Source organism: Martinezella lusitana (genome assembly GCF_014207095.1).
GTDB lineage: Bacteria > Pseudomonadota > Alphaproteobacteria > Rhizobiales > Rhizobiaceae > Rhizobium > Rhizobium lusitanum_B.
Genome location: NZ_JACHBG010000003.1, coordinates 300278 through 322376, shown reverse-complemented (window position 1 = coordinate 322376; position 22099 = coordinate 300278). Strand labels below are relative to the sequence as shown.

Annotated in this window: 19 protein-coding genes and 1 pseudogene; 2 read left to right on the top strand and 18 right to left on the bottom strand. The window is 59.2% G+C overall.

Annotated features, from left to right (window positions below; all coding sequences use genetic code 11):
* Complete coding sequence (gene repA, locus GGD46_RS09550) at positions 1–1194, bottom strand: plasmid partitioning protein RepA (protein ID WP_184703511.1); 1194 nt, start codon at positions 1192–1194, stop codon at positions 1–3.
* Between the two features lie 407 nt (positions 1195–1601).
* Entirely contained in the window at positions 1602–2090 is a 489-nt protein-coding gene (locus GGD46_RS09545) for a ProQ/FINO family protein (protein WP_184703510.1), read from the bottom strand.
* Between the two features lie 711 nt (positions 2091–2801).
* Here GGD46_RS09545 and GGD46_RS09540 point away from each other — a divergent pair.
* Complete coding sequence (locus tag GGD46_RS09540) at positions 2802–3332, top strand: hypothetical protein (RefSeq protein ID WP_184703509.1); 531 nt, start codon at positions 2802–2804, stop codon at positions 3330–3332.
* 478 nt (positions 3333–3810) lie between these two features.
* Here the strand turns inward: GGD46_RS09540 and GGD46_RS09535 are convergent, their stop codons facing one another.
* From GGD46_RS09535 to GGD46_RS09470, 15 genes and pseudogenes are all read right to left on the bottom strand, one after another.
* Positions 3811–4824, bottom strand: a complete 1014-nt coding sequence (locus GGD46_RS09535) for a methyltransferase (protein WP_184703508.1) — start codon at positions 4822–4824, stop codon at positions 3811–3813.
* Between the two features lie 156 nt (positions 4825–4980).
* Positions 4981–5153, bottom strand: a pseudogene (locus GGD46_RS33745) (GNAT family N-acetyltransferase); the annotation flags it as partial.
* A 617-nt stretch (positions 5154–5770) separates the two neighbouring features.
* Positions 5771–5959 (bottom strand): hypothetical protein, encoded by a 189-nt coding sequence (locus GGD46_RS09530; protein ID WP_184703507.1) that lies wholly within the window; start codon positions 5957–5959, stop codon positions 5771–5773.
* 38 nt (positions 5960–5997) lie between these two features.
* On the bottom strand, positions 5998–6795 hold the full coding sequence (locus GGD46_RS09525; protein WP_184703506.1) for a class I SAM-dependent methyltransferase: 798 nt from the start codon (positions 6793–6795) through the stop codon (positions 5998–6000).
* Between the two features lie 209 nt (positions 6796–7004).
* The gene (locus GGD46_RS09520; protein WP_184703505.1) at positions 7005–7877 is read right to left on the bottom strand and encodes an NAD(P)H-binding protein; all 873 of its coding nucleotides are present in this window, start codon (positions 7875–7877) and stop codon (positions 7005–7007) included.
* Positions 7878–7977: 100 nt separating this feature from the next.
* Positions 7978–8835: an AraC family transcriptional regulator gene (locus GGD46_RS09515; protein WP_184703504.1), complete on the bottom strand. Its 858-nt coding sequence runs from the start codon at positions 8833–8835 to the stop codon at positions 7978–7980.
* A gap of 264 nt (positions 8836–9099) precedes the next feature.
* Positions 9100–11220, bottom strand: coding sequence for a carboxy terminal-processing peptidase (locus GGD46_RS09510; RefSeq protein ID WP_184703503.1), 2121 nt, complete (start codon positions 11218–11220; stop codon positions 9100–9102).
* Positions 11221–11714: 494 nt separating this feature from the next.
* Positions 11715–12947 (bottom strand): cyanate transporter, encoded by a 1233-nt coding sequence (locus tag GGD46_RS09505; protein WP_184703502.1) that lies wholly within the window; start codon positions 12945–12947, stop codon positions 11715–11717.
* A gap of 3 nt (positions 12948–12950) precedes the next feature.
* A complete protein-coding gene (locus GGD46_RS09500; protein ID WP_184703501.1) occupies positions 12951–13424 on the bottom strand; it encodes a nucleoside deaminase in 474 nt (157 codons plus the stop codon).
* A 26-nt stretch (positions 13425–13450) separates the two neighbouring features.
* The gene (locus tag GGD46_RS09495; RefSeq protein ID WP_184703500.1) at positions 13451–14095 is read right to left on the bottom strand and encodes a flavin reductase family protein; all 645 of its coding nucleotides are present in this window, start codon (positions 14093–14095) and stop codon (positions 13451–13453) included.
* 10 nt (positions 14096–14105) lie between these two features.
* The gene (locus tag GGD46_RS09490) at positions 14106–15260 is read right to left on the bottom strand and encodes a M24 family metallopeptidase (RefSeq protein WP_184703499.1); all 1155 of its coding nucleotides are present in this window, start codon (positions 15258–15260) and stop codon (positions 14106–14108) included.
* Positions 15261–15328: 68 nt separating this feature from the next.
* The gene (locus GGD46_RS09485; RefSeq protein ID WP_184703498.1) at positions 15329–16918 is read right to left on the bottom strand and encodes an ABC transporter substrate-binding protein; all 1590 of its coding nucleotides are present in this window, start codon (positions 16916–16918) and stop codon (positions 15329–15331) included.
* A gap of 31 nt (positions 16919–16949) precedes the next feature.
* Complete coding sequence (locus GGD46_RS09480; RefSeq protein ID WP_246806252.1) at positions 16950–18554, bottom strand: dipeptide ABC transporter ATP-binding protein; 1605 nt, start codon at positions 18552–18554, stop codon at positions 16950–16952.
* 3 nt (positions 18555–18557) lie between these two features.
* Entirely contained in the window at positions 18558–19430 is an 873-nt protein-coding gene (locus tag GGD46_RS09475; RefSeq protein ID WP_184703497.1) for an ABC transporter permease, read from the bottom strand.
* Positions 19430–20371 (bottom strand): ABC transporter permease, encoded by a 942-nt coding sequence (locus GGD46_RS09470; RefSeq protein ID WP_184703496.1) that lies wholly within the window; start codon positions 20369–20371, stop codon positions 19430–19432. The genes GGD46_RS09475 and GGD46_RS09470 overlap by 1 nt, the downstream gene beginning before the upstream one ends.
* Before the next feature lie 228 nt (positions 20372–20599).
* On the opposite strand from GGD46_RS09470, the gene GGD46_RS09465 reads away from it, so the two are divergent.
* Positions 20600–21298 (top strand): GntR family transcriptional regulator, encoded by a 699-nt coding sequence (locus tag GGD46_RS09465; RefSeq protein WP_184703495.1) that lies wholly within the window; start codon positions 20600–20602, stop codon positions 21296–21298.
* A 32-nt stretch (positions 21299–21330) separates the two neighbouring features.
* Here the strand turns inward: GGD46_RS09465 and GGD46_RS09460 are convergent, their stop codons facing one another.
* Positions 21331–22095, bottom strand: a complete 765-nt coding sequence (locus GGD46_RS09460; protein ID WP_184703494.1) for an AraC family transcriptional regulator — start codon at positions 22093–22095, stop codon at positions 21331–21333.
* Between the last annotated feature and the right edge of the window lie 4 nt (positions 22096–22099).

Below are 22099 nucleotides of genomic sequence, written 5' to 3'. Positions count from 1 at the left end.
CTATTTCCTTCCCCACGTTGTGCGGATATGCGTCTCGATCTCGCTATTCACGAGATTGAGCGAATCCAAAGCGCGGTCGTAGGTGCCCCTGGTGAATTGGGCACGTTCTACCTCGTAGAGGGTCTGTTTGGTAACGCCGGCATCGGCAACGGCCGTGGACTTGACCATCGCATTTTGAAGCATGCGATTGCCGAAGATGGCTCGCATGAAACCTGTCATCTGGCTCTGCGGCCCGTCATTCGGCTCAAAGCGCGTGACGAGGTAGCGCATCCAATCGTAACTGGTACGTCCTCCGGCATTCTCGACCACGGTCATGAGCTCGCTCGTCATGGTCAAAAACTGCGACATCGACATGACGTCTAGCATTTGCGGATGGACGGTAATCAGAATGGATGTTGCTGCACACAGCGCCGACATTGTCAGGAAGCCGAGCTGCGGTGGGCAATCGATAACGACGATATCATAGAAGCCCTCGATCTCGGTCAAGGCTTCGCCGATGCGGGCGAAAAACATGGTTTCGGCTCTACCGGCGGCCATCACCCTTGGCGTCTCATGCTCGAACTCCATGAGCTCGAGATTTCCAGGAATGAGATGCAGGTTCGGCGTATAGGTCGAACGAACGATGTCGGAGATCGGCCGCGGCGCATCGTAGCGAATGGCGCCGTAGAGCGTTTCGCCCTCCCCGACATCAAGTTCCGGCTGATGTCCGAACAGAGCGGACAAGGAAGCCTGCGGGTCGAGATCGACGGCCAGCACCCGGTATCCCCTGAGCGCCAAGTATTGGGCCAGATGGGCAGATGTCGTGGTCTTGCCGGAGCCGCCTTTAAAGTTCATCACCGAGATGATCTGCAGCTTCTCAGAGCCCCTGCGCCCAGGCACGTATTTGGGTGTACCGTTTCGTTCGTCGAGAACCCGGCGGATGCGGTCCATATCTTCGGCCGAATAAAGTCGGCGTCCGTTGGAAAGCGGATCCGGGCCGTGACCTTCAGCTGCGATCTGGCGGAGGTAGCCCTCGCCTATACCAATGAAGGCAGCAGCTTCGGCCGGCGAAAACATCCGCATCGTCTTTTGAGACTGAGGCGGGAAGAGCTTTGCCTGATGTTGCTGCAGCTGATATGACAGCTCTTGCGCGTCTGTTGCCAGAAGCGTCGGAAGATGCTCTTGATCGTCCTTGAGTGCGAGACTCGGTTGCATAGTCGTTTTCCCAATTAACTGCGCAATTGTGACGGAATACCGCGGAACTACGCAGTTATAATATGCTCCGATTCGTTGCCGTTTTACAAATGCTTAAACATTCGGCAGATTTTAGCGGGTTTTGCTCGAGAAATGCACGAGGCTCGCTGAGAGGGATCGCCGCGTTGTGCAACGTGATGGCTGTGGATCAGGGAGGGGGTCGTGTCCGCCGTGATCGCTCATGGAGAGGGTAGTCCGCGGACTACCGCATGAAGGGTCGCCTCACGGGATAGGACTAGTCACAGCGCTTCGAGCGAGGCCGTCACTTGCTAAGGCTCCGCATTCCGCGTTTTCTTCGTATCGGAGCTTACGCGCGGGCCCGCAGCAGTGCGAACGCTGCCTTGCAGACGATCAAGCCGTCTCGGATTTTAACGGGCCACGCGGTCAGAGAGTTTGCGGCCGCCGAGAAGTGAAGCCCGGATCAACTCAGCCTTGTTGAGGGCAGGCGGCGGTGGCGATTTCGGTTCAGCAACGGGTGCAGCAGGCTTGGCTTGCACCTGCCGCAATGCCGTAAGGCGCTTTTGGGCCGCAAGCCTGTCCTCGTCCGACAATTGTTCAATCGGATTGCCGGCGATGTCATGACGCATGGAATCCGGCTGGGCGCAGGCAAAGTAATATTGCTTGGAGTGGAGAAAGGAACTCGTAGCGCGGCGAAGCGACATCACGGACATGTCAGGCTTCAGAAGCGGCCGAATTTCGTTCCAGAGACCGAGCGCGAAAGGGCGAATGATATCGCCGGGTTTCGATGGCAGAATATCGATGGCGTGAACCAGAAGTGAATTGATTGCCTCTGCCTTCTTGACGTCGAGCGCCGTTGCCACGATTGGCCCGCGATTGGTCGTCCAGGGTTCTTCCATGAAATCGTTCCTCTGCCTTGAAATCCATTACGAACTGATTGTGAAGCGATTTTGACGGAACGGCAAAGAATCCGTCTTCGGCTGCTGATGGGTTCGACAAGTCGTTGTCGATATATGCAACCGCGGCACCAACAGCAAGTTTTGGTTAACCAGATTTTTATAGTTGGCGCATAGCTTGCGTCTGGCCGCGAAAGGTATCGAGTGCGCGGCGCCTCTCCTTCTCCGACGACGTCGACTGATCTGTGCCTCATCGAGCGGCGCCGCGAAATGCTCGGTTGTTGCGCTCTATATTCCGACCGGAAACCTCGTGATCCTTCATTCCGTCTCGGCGGTGATATCGGGTTGTCCGGCTTCGCGACGAACGGCCTCGGCCGATCCGGCTACTGGGGTAGGGAGGATTGCGTAGCGATGTCATGTCTCGCGGCCGCGTCCTCCCGCACCGGCTCATCCGATTAAACAATAGAGGAGCGCCTTGCCATATCGGTTGAAGGCTGAGCCTCCCAAGCCGTCTTGTTTCGTTATCGGAAGTGCCACTCAGCTCAACCTGGTTCGCGTTAAGTGCTATTTCGGCGTAGCCCTCGAAGACCTGCAAATATCTGTTCAAGCCTTAACAAAGTAGGGTTGGCGCATTGGCGGCTTGGCGATACATACGTGGTGAATACAAGTGCCAACCTGAATTCGAATCGATTGCCTGCTTTCCGGAGATCTGCCTTGAACGTTAAGACATTCCTGTCGCTGAGCATCGTCCTCTCACTCTCGCTTGGCTCGAATGCGTTTGCTTTCGACAAGGCTGCCTTCTTCGATGCAGCACTTTGCAAGCCGGCCTATTCCACGAAGTCGGCAACGAAGATGTACAATGAAGCCGAGAAGCTTGCGAAGGCGGATACATCGTTGCTGGCGGCTGCCGTCTATAAATTGCCTGCCGACTTTGGCCATCGGGGTTTCAAGACAAGCGAGCTTATGTTTGCCGGCACCAGCTTCGGTGTCCTGGTGGAAGGCTTGCGCGCCGATGACCTTGCCAAAGCCTATCAATTGAAGTCGGACGGCCTCGGCAATGTGCTCGGGACGGCGACAAAGTCCTATGGCCGTGCGTTACCGAAGGCCGAGCAGCCCGCCGCTGACATGGGGGTGGTCTCTGTGGTTGCCCGCGAGTCCTCCGCCTTTCCGGGTAAAACCCTTCTCGCCTGCGAATTCGTCAGCAACGAGGATCTTGAGGCGATGAAACAGTTGCAGACGAAGTGATGTCAACCATACATGCGATGAGTACCTGCATTGATATGCGGACGCGCGAAAACTAGCGCGCCGCCGCCTCGGCCGAATATTAAAAGTCGCTGGTTGTCCGCGGACAACTGATGCGGCTCGGCAATGACTGAAGAGGCATTGCCGAGCCTTGCGGAAGTAAGACGTAAAATAGCTTCATTATGACTTATTGCCGGCATGATTCCAGAGGGATAGTCATCGCGCGATCAGGCGATGTCGACGGCGATTGGGGGTAAGTGGGGCAGATTGTGTGGCACTGCCGGTTCGTTGGACAACGTCGCTGAATGCGGCCAAGCCGGCGTCCAGTTGCTATGCGCTGGCGGCCCGCTTGGTATCCCTTCATCGAGAGCTTTGTTCAATTCAAGAGCGAAGCGGCGCCATCGACCATATAGGCACCAGGCGATCGACATTGCATCCTCGGTCGATCTTGCGGAACACCGGCCGCTGTCGCGGTTTCGGCTCAGTCGGGCTTGAAGCCTATCACCATCGAGTCTGGCCCCACCAACGGTTCGACGCGCGTGGCCACGAACCCGGCGTCGCGCATCCAAGCCTGGCAGTCGCCGCCGGTGTAGTCGAACCCGCCGCGGGTCTCGATCAGCATATTCAGGCTCATCAGCAGGCCGAAAGCGTTCAAGCGGCGCTCGTCATCGATGACGGCATCGTAGACGATCACGGCCCCGCCGTTCGGCAGCGCGGCAAAGGCCTTCTCCAGTAGCATCCTCTTCTCGGCAAGATCCCAGTCGTGCAGGATGTGCCCCATCAAGATCACATCCGCATTCGGCATCGGGCCGTCAAAGAAGTTGCCGCTTTGGAAGCGGATACGGTCAGAGAGACCCTGCCGAGCGACGAACTCGTCGAATATTGGCTGCACCGCGGGCAGATCGAAGCCGATGGCCTGAAGATGCGGATGCGCTTGCGCGATAACCACCGGCACCATGCCCTGCGCCGCGCCCACATCGACGAAGGTCGTGTATTTCGACCAGTCGAACCGGGCGGCGATCGCCTGCGCAGCACCGGCGCTGATCCCGCTCATCGCCTCGAGGAACCCGCGCAGGCGCGCCGGCTCCGCATAGATCGCGGCGAAGAAGTCTTCGCTGTGCTTAGCTTCATTCTGCGGCTCCCCGGTGCGCAGGGCTTCGGTCAGCGAGCCCCAGAAACCGTAGAGCCGGGCATTGGCCATTTCAAGCATGCCGCCGATATAGGAGGGCTTGCCTTTGTCGAGGAAGAGATCTGTATCAGGGGCATTGCGATAGCGGCCGTCCTCGCGTTCGAGCAGTTTAAGAGCCACTAGGGTGTCGAAGAAGTCGCGGGCAGAGCGGGGATGCAGTTGCAGCCTTGCCTGCAGGTCGGTCAGGTTGGCCGGGCCGGCTGCGAGCGCGGTGAAGACGCCGAGCTCGACCGCGCTGAGCATGGTTTTGGAGGCCCAGAACCCCATGCCGAGCTGCATGATATTGTCCGGCGTCGTTTCGCTCATCGTACGTCTCCTCCTGGATCGTATCGTCGAACGACAATCTGGGATTGATGCGGAAACCGAAGTGGTCCGGCCTGGCAAGCCCAGTCCCATCTCGTCTCGTCGAGGCACCCTGCAAGGGAAAATAGAGCTCTTTGCGATGTCCTGCAATTAATCAATAAGCACTACGTGAACTAGCGAATCCTCGTGCATCTGACGAGCCATGCCTCGACCACTTGCCCCGCCGTGTCCGTCAGGTAGGCGCAGTTGCAAACATGTTTTCCTCCGCCCGTCCGATTAACGCGGATGTAGTACATCCCTACAATCACACCGTCGTCTTCAACGACAAACGTGCTGCCACCGGCTTGCCCCGCTTGCCCCCCGGCGTAAGCGCGACAGATTTTCTGGCAATGTAGAACCGCCTGGCATTGCGCAAGCGGCTTTCAATTGCGATGGACAGTGAAACCTGTTTATCTAATCAGATAGTTGCAAGTGGCTGGACAGCAAAAGGCTGCGTTTGAGATGGCCCCCTATCTGCTATTATTTCTCATCTTCGTCATATGCGGCCTCGTCAATATGACACGCCCTCGAAACTCTATTAGACCAGTGAGTGATCGAGACACCAAAAACGCTTACAAAGCGGCTTTCGAAATTGAATCCAAGGAGACGGTAGAGCGGCGAAAGCTCATAAGCCTCCTTCTGGTGATTGTATTGCTAATAGACATGCTCCTCATAGTGTGGATAGTTCACTTTGCCTAATAGGTAGAGTTGCTAAACGCGAAGAGGCATTCTGAATGCGCGGGGTGGCTCCGTCTTACGAGTTATGTGGAATAATCTGGAACACGCGTTTGTGCCTCCAAATTTGCCCACTTACCCACTTGCGGATCCGGCGTCACTCCAGTTCAGAACCCGCCGATGACAATGAGGCCGACCTTTGCGAACCGACCTCCGCCACGTGTTCTAGTCGCAACTAGATTGCACCGAACAACCAAGCTAGAAGCACGAGGATGGAGACGAGCGCCAGCCACAACCACAAGCGCTCCTGGAAGGCGCGCTTGGCGTCCTCTTTGGAAATGACTTGATACGCTCCTGTCCGAATCTTCTCCGCGTCTCCATCAAGATCGCGTGTCCTGAAATGCTGTTCGGTTTCTTTCTGCAATATTGGGTCTCCGGTTTCTCCTCGGAAAGGCGAACTGTTCACGCAACCTTTCGGCTGACGAAAAGGGCGGTTTGCTTTTCGATTTCCAGCACGCCGTTGCCGGCTCGAAATGCGTCGGCTATCGCCGTGTGGAACTCGGAGAGCTGTGCTTCGCTGGCGCCTTCGCCCGGAGGGTAGGAGGTGAGGGCGAGGAATATGTCTTCGGGCTCGGTCACTCGCACGCGCGCCGGGTATTCGGTCATGGCGACATTTCCGAATTGGGCTTGCATCAGCCGTTTCGCAGCGTCGTAGCCGAAGGCGGCGCCGGCGGGATCGTGGGGAGGGCTGCCGAATACGGCGGTCAGCTCATACATCTTACGCATGTTGTCAGCGCCATTGGTCGTCACCGCAAGAAAGCCGCCCGGCTTCAAGACGCGATACATTTCCGCCGCGCACTTAGCCGGTTCCGGTAGGTGATAGAACATATGCATCGCGACGACGGCGTCCAGGGAGCCATCGGCGTAGGGCAAAGCCGCGGCATCCGCCTGTCGGCCCGCGATGCTGCCAAAGAGCAGGGGGCTGCATCGTTCAATGGCTTCCTGAACCATGCCTGGGGAAAGATCGCAAAGCATCAGGCTCAGTTTGTCTGGCAACGACGCTGCAGCCGCTACCCAGAACCAGCCGGGGCCGCAGCCGATATCAAGAATGTGATCGCCTGATTTCAGTGGTAGCTGTTGCGCCACCCATGGAAACCAGCCGATTTCGGCAATAGTATATTCGCTGTTGAGACGAGCTCGGGCGGCGAGCTTTTTGCTATCCGCGTACTGCTTGTCATTGCCTGAGGTTATGGACGACATGACCGGCTGCCTCCAGATCTGCAGCGCTCCCGATCTCCCGTCGATTGCCGCACTGCAGTTCAATTGCGCCCGATAATAGAGGTTTCGCCCGTCATTGCAATGATAGCTTGTATGACAAGCCGCCTCGCCCCCCTGGGCCGCGATGTGGACGACTTGCCCGGCCATAATGCCTGCAATGGAAGCAGTCTTTCAGATAACTTGGCACTTGCTCATGCGAGAAGAAGCGGCCTCAATGCATCTACCAGCTCAGTGCCGCCGCGGCGGAGTTCACCCACATCGCTTTCTACATCTATCCTGCCGGCATTGTGAGCGGTGTAGAGCTCCACCAGCAGTCGCGCATAGTCTTCCGAAAGACCTGCGCGCAACAGCACGTTCTGCCATTCCGTTTCGGGCAAGGGGAGGGCGGTGACGTTTCGACCGGCGAGCAGGCCTATGGCTGCGGCAATGTCGTTCGGTGTGTAGCGCTGCGGACCCTCGGCATGGACGATACGCAGCTTTGCATCATTGCTCTCCAAAAGCAGTTCGGCTGCAATTGAGCCGACATCGAAAGCGGAGATGATGGGAAGCAGCTTAGCCTGATTGTGATAGAAGCTTGGCAACTGGCCGGTTTCGGCTGCCACCTTGGTCAATCGTGCCCAGTTTTGCATATGCTCGGCCGACCGCAGGAAGATCAGTTTCGAGTCCAGCTTGCGCAGACGCGCCTCCAAAGCATGAAAAATCAAGGTAACGCCGGTTCCGGAACTATGCTGGGCGCCATAGTCGGAGATGGCGAGGACTTGCCGTGGATTGGCAGCCGTCAAAGCTTCGGCGATCGTTTCAATCGTTTGCAGCATGTTCGCTTGCGCCCGCTCGGCGCGAACGTTGACCGGGCAGATGACCTGGACGGCGCGGGCACCGCTCATTGCTTCAACGAGGGTGCCGCGATCGTTCAGGTCGGCGATGGCAATCTCGCAGCCGAGGTCTGAAAATGCCTGCGCCTTCGTCGGGTCGCGAAGCACAGCGCGTACCGGTATCCCCTGTTTACGCAGGGCGTTGATGGTGGTGCGACCAACCTTCCCGCTGGCGCCTAGAATGACATGCATCGTCTCTTCTCCTGTTCGTCTGCCCGCAACGTTAGCCGTCGGCGTGCAGCGGTTCGCACAGGTTTGGACGATTGATCGCAGGTTCGGACGATAATCGATGTCAGGAATGCATTCGCATGATCATGCCGGGCGTGAGCCCGAGAAGCCGCCGCATCCAATGCGTCATATGGCTTTGATGAGCAAAACCGGCGGCCAGCGCGATCTGGGCGAGCGGCATATCCGCCGTCAGGAGGAGCGCTTTGGCGCGCTCGACACGGCGCGTCAGGACATATTTGTGAACCGGCATACCGAAGGTGGTATGAAACAGCGGCTTTAGGTGCGAGACGCTAAGGCCGGCGACGATGGCAAGATCGGCCAGTGACAGGGATTGATCGATATGATCCTCAATGAAGTCGGTCAGACGACGCTGTTGCCGGCTGCTCAGCGCCGCACGATCATTGTTGGTGGCCGACAGCCTCTGCCCATTATTATCGACCAGACGGATTGCCAGGGCCATGCCCAAGGTCTCGGCATAGGTGATGTCGGATGGTACGGTTGCCTCGATTTCCGCCTTGATGGCCCAGGCGATCGACTCGAGCCGGGCATCGCGGAGCTGGAACCGCGGAGCAAGAGAAACGGTTTCGGGGTCTTGCCCAAGCTCCCGGGCGGCTGCCTGCAGGAGTTCCGGCCGGACGGTCAGTCGCAGAATGGTGCAATCGCGATCGTCTTCCCACCAGCCATCCATTCCGGCTGGAACGATGTCGATATCGCCGTGCTTTTGCTGACGGCGAAGATCCCGGCCATCGCATTGGCAATGCGCGTTTACGGCGCGACCGAAATGGATACCCAGGCGATGGCTTTCCGTTCCAGGGACATGCGTGCGGCCGGCACGGATATGAAGAAACTCGGCGCCCAAGCCCTTCCAGCCGCGATCCCTGCTGGAAAGGAGAGTGGCGGTCGAACTGCTGAGATGATCCATGACTTCCCGTTCCAACCAAGCCCATCCCTCAAGGTCTGAGGTGATCAGGATGCCGAAACTATAAGGAAATTCGCCTGGCCGGTCGAGGTGCCCGCAGATCGTCCGTCCAGCGGCGGCGGCAGCAGGGGCGCCCCGCAGGAACCGGTGCCGTCGAACTTTGGCAGCGGCGCTTCAATCAACCATACGGTTCCGCGACGCTACGCCCAAACAAGACGGCCCTGGTTGGTGGACCGGGGCCGCGCAAGTAGAAATTCCGAGGAAAGGTTATTTTCCGTCGCTAGCGCCTGATCGCTGTGCAGCGGTCTTCGGCACGCTCGACTGCAGATTTGCCTCGTCGGCAACGATGGCGGCAGCCTCGTTCAAAAGGACGTCCTTGGCGTTCTTGCGTGCCTTTTCCAGAGCGATATCGTCACTCAGGCTGCGCTCGTTCGCCTGCAGGCCGTCGTCTTCGTTGTTATCAACGCCGTCGTTTATCTGTTCGCGCGACTTCAAGCGTTTCGCTTGAGCATTCATTTCATCGCGGCGCTCGGTTTCATTGAGGGAGAGAGACTGCTTTTCGCGCTGTTGTTTGAGTACTGCAACGTCCTCAACGAAACGCTGGAAATCGCGGTCACCCTTCACGCGAGCATCGTGGAGCTTCTGCAGTTCCGGTAGCAACGCCGGGAGGTTGGCTGAGGGTGTATACTTAGCCGGCTTGACCTCCGTCCATGGCAGGGCATTGTCGAAGCTTGCTTCCCCGAAAGTCTTCGGATCCGAAAGGCCCGGCAGGTTGATATCGGGGGTCACGCCGCGCAGCTGCGTCGTGCCGCCATTCACGCGGAAAAACTGGGCAACCGTCAGTTTCAGCTCACCGAACTTCGGTTTGCTGTTATGGGCGATCTGATCGAGATTGACCACGGTCTGGACGCTGCCTTTGCCAAAGCTCGGCTCACCGATGATCACGCCGCGACCATAATCCTGGATCGCCGCGGCGAAAATCTCGGAGGCAGATGCGGAGCCGCGATTGATCAGTACGCCGACCGGGCCAGTCCAGGCAGGCGTGGAAAGGTCATCGCTTTCGACTTCCACCTTGCCGCCCGCGTCGCGCTGCTGAACGACAGGGCCCTTGCCGACAAAGAGACCCGTCATGTCGATCGCTTCGGAGAGCGAGCCGCCGCCATTGTTGCGCAAGTCGACGAGAACGCCGTCGACCTTATCCTGCTTCAGCTCGCTCAGCAGTTTTGCGACATCGCGGCTCGCGCTTCGATAATCCTTGTCGCCCTTGCGCCGCCCCTCGAAGTCTTCATAGAAGGCCGGCAGCGTGATCACGCCGATCTTGCGCGTGGCCTCGCCGTCCTTCACGGAAAGGAGGGTTTTCTTGGCCGCCTGCTTATCGAGGCTGATCTTGTCGCGCACCAGGCTGATGATCTTATGTTTGCCATCTGGTCCGGCATCGGCCGGTAGAATGTCGAGACGCACGACGGAGCCTTTGGTGCCTCGTATCATCTGCACGACTTCATCGAGGCGGGTTCCCACAACTTCCTTGATGGGGCCTTCGGCGTCCTGGCCGACGCCGGCGATGCGGTCGCCGACGGCAAGCTTGCCGGAAGACTGCGCCGGGCCGCCCGGCACGAGTTCGCGGATGGTCGTGTAGTCGTCTCTTTCCTGCAGAACCGCGCCGATACCGACGAGTGACAGCTTCATGGAAATATCGAATTCGGCTGAAGCGCGCGTACCGAAATAGTCGGTGTGAGGGTCGATCGACTTCGTGTAGGCGTCCATGAACGTCTCGAACACGTCGTCGTTCTTGTATTTGTAGGCGCGTTCCAGCGAATTCTGGTAGCGCTTGTCGAGCGTCGTGCGGATGGCGTCGTCGGTCTTGCCCGCCAGCTTCAGCCGCAGCCAATCGCTCTTGACGCGCTTGCGCCACAGATCGTTGCTTTCCGCGTCGGTTTGCGGCCAAGGTGCCTTGTCGCGCTGGAGCGAGTAGCTTTCCTTCACATTGAAATCGAAGTTCTGCTTGAGCAGGCTCCGGGCATAGGTCATGCGATCGACAACGCGCTGCTCATACACGTTGAAAATCGAAAACGGGATCCGCAAGTCTTCCTTGTTGATGGCGTCGTCGATCTTGGTGTTGTCAGCCATGAACTTGTCGATATCCGACTGCATGAAGAGTACGCGATCCGGATCCAGCGATTTGATAAACCGGTCCATGACCTTGACCGACAGGGCATCGTCGAGCGGGAGCGGCCTATAGTGGAAACGCTCGAGAAACTGCGCGCTCAAATGCGCTGCCTGCGCCTGCTGCTGCAGCGGCGCCAGAACTGGCGGTGCGGCTGCTTCCAGAGCATATGCCGAGGGGGCAATTGCCAGGAAGATGCCGAGGAAACCAAGTTGTATACGCATTAAGCTCTGATCCGATTCTCAACGTTGAGTGTTTGATGTGTGATGTTCGTGGAACAATTATGGTTCTTTGGCAACTGGATCGTTCCAGAAAAGCATGAGACGGCTTTTTGTTCAAAATGAGCACCAGCACACTTCCGTGAACTCGTTTGACATACGAAAGGTCAATTTGGGGATAATGGTTCCGGAATATCACCGGTTGTATTGGCCCGGAGGGCAGGATAGTGCCGTTAGCCCAGCCTTGACCGCGTCGGCGGGTGGAGCATTCCCCGCAAATGAGCTGGCCGGCACGCTTTATTTGCGTAGAAATCTTGCTGCGAAGCAGCGCGGGCGCGGGGAATGGATTTCGGAGTTCATCCCGGCTCTGACAATATAATTGGCGACGCCCGAGGATTTCGGACGTCGCCTTCAGTCTGGTGCAGTTGATCGAGAATTGTGCTGTCTCATGTGTCAGCTGCCGTCATGGGATATATCCACAACCGCGAGGCTGCGTGACATTAAGCGCTGGAGCGCGCGGAGGCATCCTGATCTGCCAGCGGTGCGTGATGCATCGGTGGCATCGCCTTGTGGTAGTTGTGGGAAGCGAGACGCTGCGCCAGGGCTACGACGATGACCACGCATGTCAGGTGAAGCAGCCAGCCGGCCTGAAAACCACCCGTCAGGTCGTGCAGGACGGCGACGATCCATGGCGGAACGGCAGCGATCAGGAAGCCTCCGCCCTGCATTAGTGCCGACAGCGCACCGGCGTGTCCGGCATCGGACAGATGATCGAGCGCCACCACCAGCGACAAGGCAAAGCAGCCTCCCAATCCGGCGCCCACCAGCCCGGCCCAGGCAAAGGGAGCGAGCAGCGGCCAGAAGGCGAGACCGGCAAAGCCTGCCGCTTGAAAGAGCAGCGTCAACCATAGCCAGGCTCGGCGATCGCCCTCGCGACCGATCAACAGCGGCAGGACAAGGGCGAATGTCGCCTGACAGATAGCCATGACGGCGAGAAGGTCCCCCGTTGCCGCCCCGCTCCATCCCTGTCCCTGATAATAGGGTGACAACCAGGCGACCGCGGAAGAATAACCGCCATTGACGAGGCCGAAACAGGCCATCAGCAACCAGGCACGTGGCCGTCTCAACAAATGGGTTGTTACATTGCCGCCCGATGTCCGTCGATCGTCTGCCGGTAAGTAGATCGAGGCAAGCACGAGGGCGATGACGGCCGGTATGGAAAGCCACGCAAGCCCCGCTTGCCATGCCCCCGCTGCGCCCGCGACGACGGGCGCGGCCTTCGCGCCGAGCGCGCCGCCGCCCATCAGCATCGAAGAATAAAGGCCCATCACCGCTGCGACGCGCCTTGGGAATATCCGCTTGATGACACCGGGAAATACAGCCTGAACGATCGCAACCCCGAATCCGATGACGGCTGCCGTTCCTATGAGCTGCCAGCCGGTGGCCGAAAAGAAGCGCAGCAGCGATCCGAAGCCCAGTATCGCCAGAGCTCCGAGGATCAATCGGCGCGCACCCAGGGCGTTTTGAAGGGACGGTCCGACGAAGGCGACGATCCCCATCAAGACCATCGGCACCATGGTCAGAAGCGACATGCCCTGAAGGCCGAGACCGGTTTGCGTGTGAATGTCTCCCGCAAGCGGCCCGACGGCGGTAATGAATGGCCTCAGATTGAGCCCGACGATGGCAACGACGCACAACAGCGGAAGCAAGGAACGGGAAGCGGCATTCTTCATGATTCAGGACCGCTTGTCCTGACGCCGCTTCCAATCGGCATAGAGGTCGGGTTGGTTTTCAAGGCGCGTGCGAACATAGCGGATCGTCATCGACTGCTCGGCAAAGGGCTTCGCCAGATCCTCATAGATTGCCGCGGTCGACAGCCCGAATGGCGCACCGTCATCGTTGGAATAGGCGTAGGAGACTGCTTTCACGCCGGCGAGACGCATCGCCGCCATGCACATGGGGCAGGGGTGACCGCTGGTATAGACCGTGCAGCCCTGCAGGTTGGGTGACTTCAGCTTCTGGCTGGCAAGGCGGAGCGCCGTCATCTCGGCGTGGGCGGTCGGATCGTTCGTGGTGAGGATCTCGTTCACGCCGGTTGCGATCACCTCGCCATCCTTGACGACAACGGCACCGAACGGACGGCCGCCATTTTGGGAATTGGTACGCGCAAGCTCGATAGCTTCGCAGAGGAAGTGGGTTTCATTGTCCATGATGTTCTCTCTTGTTTTCGCCTCCGTCACGCCAGCTTCGGCGTCAGCATTTCGAACCTGTCACGGATCGTGGAGCAGGTATCGCCGCCGAGCCGAGCGATTGAATCGATGATGTTCGGATCGACATGCAGGCTCTCATCGACGGCGCCTGGGTGATAGTGGGCAAAGATGATCTCGCCCATGATGATCTGACGCGATTTGCCAAGCTCCAGCGTCAGATGCCGGCGGCATTCGAAGGAGGCCGGGGCCTCTCTTATCCAGGGCGCGGCAACCTTTTCGCCGGGCATGGCAGTCAGGCCGGCCTCCTTCATTTCGTCGACCCCGCGCGGATATTTCGTGCCGCAGACATGCATCGCTTCGGCAATGGCATGCGAGACAATGTTGACGGTAAAGACTTCCGTCATCCGGATGTTGTGGCCGGTATCCTTGAAGGAGACGTCGGGATTGTTCTCGACGCCGATCGCCACGATGGGCGGATCGGCCGAAAGACAATTGAAGAAACTGAATGGGGCCGCGTTGAAGCGGCCATGTTCGTCGACTGTCGTTACCAGCGCGATCGGGCGGGGAATGATCGTACCGATCATCAGCTTGTAGCGCTCGCGAGCGCTAAGCCTGGTGAAATCGAAGGCGGTCCTGTTGTCTGAGGCGTCGCTGTTTGCGCTCATATCCATGGTGTCTCCTTCACTTCACGCCAAAAATGGCTTCGTCGCCGCTTAAGGATTCAAATCCGCTCATGGTCAAAACTGCCGGCATGCTAGCGCCGACGCAGCCGATCCCATCCTCGTAAAGGCAGGGGGTTACGTGGAAGCACATGCCCTCTTCGAGAACGACATCGTGATGGCGGCGGATCGCCATGACATCGTCCTCGCCCCAGCCGGGTGGGAAGGACGCGCCGATGCTGTAGGCCGGCCGCGTGACCATCCATTCTGCAAAGCCGCGGCCCTCGATCACGCCTTCGAATATGCGGGCGGCCTCATGCGAGGTCATGCCGGGGCGAACGCGGGCAAAGCCCTCGTCGAGCGCTTCCTTGCATACCTCGAACATGCGCCGCACTCGGTCCACCGGCTCTCCGATTGAATAGAACCGGAAGATCGGCGTGTGGTAGTCGTGGATCGATGCGGCAGGTTCGATATTGACCAATTCTCCGCGGGAAATCGGCGCGCCGCACCAGGTGACGTGGGCGCGGGCGGTGCGAGGGCCGGCGCAGACATTTGCCATCTTGACCGGCCGGTGGCTGCCATTCGCAAGCATACTGTTGGTGACGACTGCGGCAAGTGCGGTGTCGGTCATGCCCTCGTGCAATGTCTCGAAGCCATCGCGGCAAGATTGCGCCGCGATCCGACCTGCCTTGCGCAGAAGTTCGATTTCCGCGGGGCTCTTGATGCGGCGCAGCTGCTCGACGAGGCCGGACGCGTTGAGAATAGCGTCGTCCTTCAGCCGAACGAAGCCCCGCAAGGCCGTCTGAACGGTCGCGTATTCGACGGCGATCGTGGCCTTTGCGGGGGCAAAATCGGCAAGTGTGCGCTCGAGAATGGCCGTATAGTCCTGTCCGTCCCGGACGCCGACGCCTTCATCCGCCCAGATCTTGCCCTTCAGCGCACGGATATTGCTGAGTTCGGTCAGCCGCATCACCCAGATCGCGTTGCCGTCTGCTCGAACGATCAGGGAGGTCGCGCCATAAGCGAGCGATCCGAAGCCGGTCAGGTAGTACATGTTCTCGGCCGAATTGAACACGCAGGCATCGATGCCGCGTTCGGCCATGAGTTTTCTTAAAGCATCCCTGCGTGCGAGATATTCGTGAGGTTCGAAGGGTAAACGGTCGTAATCGGTCGACATGTTATCTGCTCACTATTCTAGGGAAGTCGGATGAAAGGCGCGTCGAGGCGCCTTTCCTTTAGATCGTGTCAATCGCTCTTCTTGATGTTCCAGAACACCGGCACGTCCTGCGTCGTCAGCACGCCCGACAGCCTGTTCGAGAACGCGACAAAGGTGTTCCATTGGCCGAGAGGGATATGATGGCCGGTTTCGAAAGCGCGCTTCGAATACTCGGCCGCGACCGCCTTCTGTGCGTCAAGGCCATCGGCAAGCGCCCACTTCAGGCGCAGATCCTCAAGCGTCTTGTCGCATGGCCAGCCGAAGATGCCTTTCTCGCATGCAGCCGAGAAGGTGATGCTCCAGACCGGATTGGCGACCACCTGTCCGCCGACATAGGAATGAAGCAGGTTCCAGCCGCCCTTGCCGGCCGGTTCCTTGGAATTGCGGCGCTTCAGGACGGTCGCCCAGTCCATTGCCTGCACATCGACGGTCAGACCGATATCCCGCATCGCTTGAACGGTGACGACGGTTTCCGGATGCACGATGCTTTCATCGGTCGGATCGAGAATGACGATCGGCCTGGAGAAATCCCAGCCAGCCTCCTGGAAAAGCGCCTTGGCTTTCACCGGATCGGGCGCTTTCAGCGCGTCCAGTCCGGCTTCGGTTTCCATCGGGCTGCCGCAGATGAAGAAGGAGGCGCAGGTCTTGAAGTAGTCGGGGTTGCCGTTGACCGCCTGCAGATAGGCCTGCTGGTTGGTCAGGTAGAACATGGCCTGACGCGCCTTCGGATTGTCGAAGGGCGGCTGGGTGTGATTGAAGAAAAGCGTGCCTTGGGTACCGGTCTGGTTGATGACCTTGGTTTGCAGATTGCCCGCGGCTTCGATAACCGGAAGGAGGTCCAGCGAGGGGTTCTGCCAGAAGTCGATCTCGCCGCTTATCAGCGCCGATAACGCCGTCTGCTGGTCCTTGATGATATCCCATTCGACGCCGTCGAACTGCGCCACCTTGCCGCCGGCCAGGCCACTTGCCGGTTCCTTGCGCGGAACGTAGTCGGCGAACTTCTCATAGACCACCTTGCTGCCGGGGATCCACTTGTCCTTGGCGAATTTGTAGGGGCCAGAACCTGTATAATCGGTGATTTCCTTGTAGGGATCGGTCTCGGCGATCCGCTTCGGCATCATGAAGGGCACGTTCGAGGCGACCTTGCTGAGACTTTCCAGCACGATGCCGTAGGGCTCCTTGAATTCGAGCTCGAAGGTCTTGTCGTCGATAACACGCATTTCCTTCAGCTCGCGCGCCATCAGCTGCCCGGCTGCATCGCGGGCCTGCCAGCGCTTCAATGAGGCCACGCAATCCTCCGCCTTGACCGGCTGGCCGTCATGCCATTTCAGCCCGTCGCGCAGCGTGAAGCGATAGGTCTTCTTGTCGGCAGAAAGCTGCATGTCCTGCACCATTTCCGGCTGCGGCTTGAAATGCTCATCGAGCGCATAGAGCGTGTCGTAGATCATGAAGCCGTGCATCTTCACGATGTCGGCGGTCGAGCCCATCGGATCGAGCACCTGGAGATCGGCGCTCGGCACGATCTTGAGGGTGCTTTCCGCCCAGGCGGTCCCGAAGCACGTTAGCAAGACGGCCGAGGCGAACAGGGCCCGGCGAGTGGCTTTCATCGGATCAAACATGGTCATTCCCCTTATTATTCGAGAGATTTCCTCAGGCCGGAACCTTTTGTTCCGCCCGGCCGGGTATCGATGCGAGCAGTTCGCGCGTGTATCGGTGGGACGGCGCTGCAAAGACGGTCGATACAGCTCCCTGCTCAACGATTTCCCCGCGATGCGTGACGATCAGCCGGTCGCAGATCTGCGCTGCGACGCGCAGATCATGCGTGATGAAAAGAATGGCCAGATCGAAGCGCTTCTGGATGTCGTCGATCAGACGCAGGACCTGAGCCTGGACCGAGACGTCGAGAGCAGACACGGCCTCGTCCGCGACCAGAATGTCAGGCTCCATCGCCAACGCCCGCGCAATCGAGATGCGCTGCCGCTGGCCGCCGGAAAACTGATGCGGAAAGCGATCGACGGCATGGGGCTCAAGTCCGACGAGTTGCATCAGCTCGCGTGCCCGCTCCAAAGCCTCGCCCTTGCTTTGGCCGAAATTCATAGGCCCTTCGATGATCGATTGCCCGACCGTGCGGCGTGGATTGAGCGATCTGTAGGGATCCTGGAAGACCATTTGCATGCGCTGCCGCAACGTGCGGCCATCCCCGGCATCAGGCAACTCAATGCTGCCGGATGACGGCTCGATCAGCTGCATGACGCAGCGTGCGAGTGTCGACTTGCCGGAGCCGGATTCGCCGATAATGCCGAGCGTCTCTCCGCGCCTAACGGAAAGCGAGGCTTCCCGCAGGGCTTGGACGGTGCGGCGGTCGCGGAACAGACCGCCGCTGTGATAAGTCTTTGTCACTGCCGTCACCTCAAGCGCGACGGCACCGTTGACGACATGGCCGCTTCGCTTCGGCTCCAGAGTTGGAACCGAGGCGATCAGCATGCGCGTATAGTCCGAGACCGGTGCATTGAGCACCTGATCAGCGGCGCCTTGCTCGATCAGCTTACCGGCTTTCATCACGACGACGCGGTCGGCAATCTCGCGCACGACGCCGATATCATGGGTGATGAACAGCACGCCCATGCCGCGCTCGCGTTGCAGCTCGCGAATTTGCGACAGGATCTGCGCCTGGGTCGTTACATCGAGCGCCGTCGTCGGTTCGTCGGCGATCAGCAGTTTCGGCTGGAGGATCAGCGCGGCCGCGATGAGAACACGCTGGCGCTGGCCGCCTGAGAGCTGGTGCGGAAAGGCGTGATAGAGTTTTTCCGGATCGGGCAGGCGAACTTCCGCCATGGCGGCGATGGCCTTGTCGAAGCGCTCTCTGCGCGACAGGGACAGATGCGTCCGCAATACCTCGTCGATTTGCTTGCCGACCGCCTGCACCGGGTTCAATGCGGTCATCGGCTCCTGGAAGATCATGCCGATGCCGCGGCCGCGCAGATCCCGCATCTCGGCGGGAGTTGCCTCGGTGATGTTCTTGCCCTCGAACAGAATGCGGCCGGCGGGCTTCGGAAACACCTTCGGCAGCAAGCCCATGATGGATTGCGCGGTGACCGATTTGCCCGAGCCGGACTCGCCCACGACGCAGACGATTTCACCCGGCGCGACGGAAAGAGAGATGTGATCGACCGCAAAGCCGCGATCGCCGCGACCCGGAAGAGGAATAGCGAGGTCCTGGACCTCAATGACAGGTATTGCCGTCTTCATCAGCATTCCTCACATCCTCTTTGCAATTCGAGGGTCGAGCGCATCGCGCAACCCGTCGCCGAGCAGATTGATCCCAAGCACGGTGAGAGCCAGGAAAAGGCTAGGCAAGAAGACCAGGCGCGGTGCGACCTGGAAAAAGGTGCGGCCTTCCGAAATCATGTTGCCCCAGCTGGGGATTTCCGGCGGCAGGCCCGTTCCAAGGAAGCTGAGGCCGGCTTCGATCAGGATGGCGGATGCGCAGATATAGGTGCCAAGCACCATGAGGGGCGCATAGGTGCTGGGAAGCAGATGGCGGAAGAGTATGGCCGGTGTCGATGTCCCGACGGAGATGGCCGCTTCGACATAGGGTTCCTCACGCACGGTCAGCACGACGCTGCGCACAAGCCGCACGACACGAGGAATTTCGGGAACGGTGAGGGCGACGACAACAGTTGCGATGCTGGCACGGGTGAGCGAGACAAGTGCAATCGCGAGCAAGAATGTCGGGATCGCCATCAGGCCGTCCATGATGCGCATGACCACGGCATCGACCCAACGGAAGTAGCCACCCACCAGACCGATCGTGACGCCGATGACCAGTGCTGCCGTGGCGACGCAGATCCCGATGAGCATGGAGCTGCGCGCGCCATAGATGGCGCGGCTATAGACGTCGCGGCCGAACAGATCGGTGCCGAACCAGGCAAGCTCCGATGGCGGCTTCAGGCGCATGCCGGGGTTGATGCGACCCGGATCGACCGTGCCGAGATAGGGAGCGAAGATCGCCACCAGAACGATCGTCGCGATGAGCAGCCCGCCGACGAGAACGGACGGATGAAGCAGGAACGGCGGTAGCGAGCGCTTGGTCATTGCCGGCGCCGTGGGGAGAGAAGCTGTAGAGTTCATCAGTACCGCACCCTTGGATCGAGGAACGCATAGGCGATGTCGATGATCAGATTGATCAGGACATAGACCCCGGAAAACATGAGGATGACGCCCTGGATCACCGGGTAATCCCGTTTCAGGATCGCATCCACCACGAGGCGCCCGACGCCGGGAATGTTGAACACCGTCTCGATCACTACGACGCCGCTGATCAGCAGCGCGACGCCGATGCCGATAACGGTCAGGATCGGGATCGCGGAATTGCGCAAGGCGTGTCTTGTGACGACGATGCGCTCCTTGACGCCCTTGGCGCGCGCTGTCCGGATAAAGTCCTCGCCCATCATTTCGAGAACGCTTGCCCGGGTGATGCGCGCGATCAGCACGAGATAGGCAAGCCCCAGGGTGATTGTCGGCAAAGCGATGCTCGACAGGAAGGGAAGGATGCCATTGCGGATGCTGGAAAAGCCCTGAACCGGCAAAAGATGAAGATGCAGCGAGAAGACGTAGATCAGGCAGTATCCCAGCACGAAGACGGGGATGGAGAAGCCGAGAACGGAGACGAGCATCAGTGTCCGATCCAGCCAGCTTCCGGCGGTGGCGCCGGCGATCGTGCCGAGGGGGATCGCGACCACGATCGAGAAAATGAGTGTCGTCAGAGCAAGCGAGGCCGTTGGTTCCAGGCGCTGCAGAATGAGCTGGGTAACGGGAATGTTCGAGAAAACCGACACGCCCAGATCGCCGTGCAGGAGCGAGCCGGCCCATATGATGAACTGGCTCGTCAAGGGCTGATTGAGCCCGAGGGTCGCGCGGATCCGTTCGATTGTTGCAGCATCCGCATTGTCGCCGGCGATAACGACCGCTGGGTCGCCCGGGCTCAGTCGCAGCAGCAGAAAGACGACGATCGAGACGACCAGGATCACTGGCACAAGGCCGAGCATTCGTTTGATGACGAAGGCGAGCATGTGATTGTTCCCAATTTTTGAATTCTATTATTGTATGCAATTTCGCCTAATTAATGCATGCATTTTGAGTTCCGTAAAGCATCTTTTGCTGCCATAACGCAAAATGTGATCTCGCCTATCCCAGGTCTTGGCGCAGGTTTCAGCGGTTCAGGGTAATAAATGGCTGGACACATACGAACTTCGTATGCAATTCGATGTGTCAAATCGATTGAACATTGGGAGTCTGGAATGGCGAAGAAGATGAGCGATGCAGGCGGTGGTCGCTCTCAGGCCGTTCATCGCGCATTGAAGCGAGCGATTATCGACCAGGCACTGCCGCCCGGCTCAAAACTGCCGGAGGATTCGATTGGCGAGCGTTTGGGCGTCAGCCGGACGCTGGTTAGGGAAGCGCTGGTTCGTTTGAGCCAGGAAGGGCTGGTGGAATTGCGCCCGAACAAGGGGGCTGCGGTTGCACGCCCGAGCCTAGAGGAGGGACGAAACCTCTTTCTCACGCGGATGGCATTGGAGCGTCTTGTCGTCGAAACGCTTTCGGGAAACCTGACGCGAGAGCAGATCGATACTCTGTCAGCGCATATTGCTGGTGAAGAGGCGGCCAGGACCGAGCATGCCGCTTCGATCCGCCTGGCCGGCGAATTCCATACACTTCTCGCTCAGATGACCAACAATGCCAGCCTCATCCGTTACGTGAATGAACTGGTCGCCAGAAGCTCGCTGATCCTGGCCCTTTACGGCCGCCCCCACTCTTCGGAGTGCGCCGTGTCGGAGCATCGGGAACTGCTGGATAAGCTGATCGCCGGCAAGACCGACGAGGCGGCTGCACTCATGGCACATCATCTCGATTCCATTACGGCCCGTGCGCTGCTTCCAACGGAAAACAGCATCCAGGATGTTCTTGCGACCTATGCGGTCGCGGAAGGCTTGGCCTAAAGGAACTGCTCTCTCTGAAGACGCAGAGCCTTCTATTGCTGCAGGATGTAGCGCCGCGGCGTCTGTCCGGCCATCTGACGAAAGAATGCGATGAATGCGCTGTCGCTTGCAAAGTCGAGCTCGAAGGCGACGGATGTGACGCTTTGGCCTGATGCCAGAAGGTCTACCGCACGCAGCAGGCGCCAGTTCTGCCGCCAGGCCTGATAGCCCATGCCGGTCTCCCGGCGGAAAATGCGCGTGAGCGTACGGGCGCTGACCGCGAGCCGCCGGGAGAGCTCCTCGAGTTCGGGGGGCAGTTCTTCGAGATCGAGCCGGGTCAGCCGAGGATCGGTCGGCACCGGCAAAAGCATAGGCTCACGCCGGGCGCTGCGCAGTTCATCCAAGCAGACCGCAAACAGATTATGCGCCGCACCTTGCGACCAGTCGGTATCGAAGGGCTCGTGGCTGATCCGCTCGAACACCTCGCGCAAAAGCGGTGTCATGGACAGAATGACGGGCTCTTGCGCGATTGGCGCCACGCGCGCGGGATCGAGATAGATCGAGCGATATTCGACCTCCCCTTGAATTTGCACGCGATGCTCGATCCCGGGCGGGATCCACATCAGCCGGATTGGGGGCAGCATCGAGATCAGCTTCGGCATGGTGATCCTGATCGATCCCGCATAGGCAAACAGCAACTGTCCCTGAGCGTGCCGATGAAAGAGGGAATCGTGCTGCACAAGCCGCGATGCGATACCGATGATCGGCTCTGCCATCACATCGGGATCAAAGATTGCGTCCGGAGCGATCCAAGCCATTGTC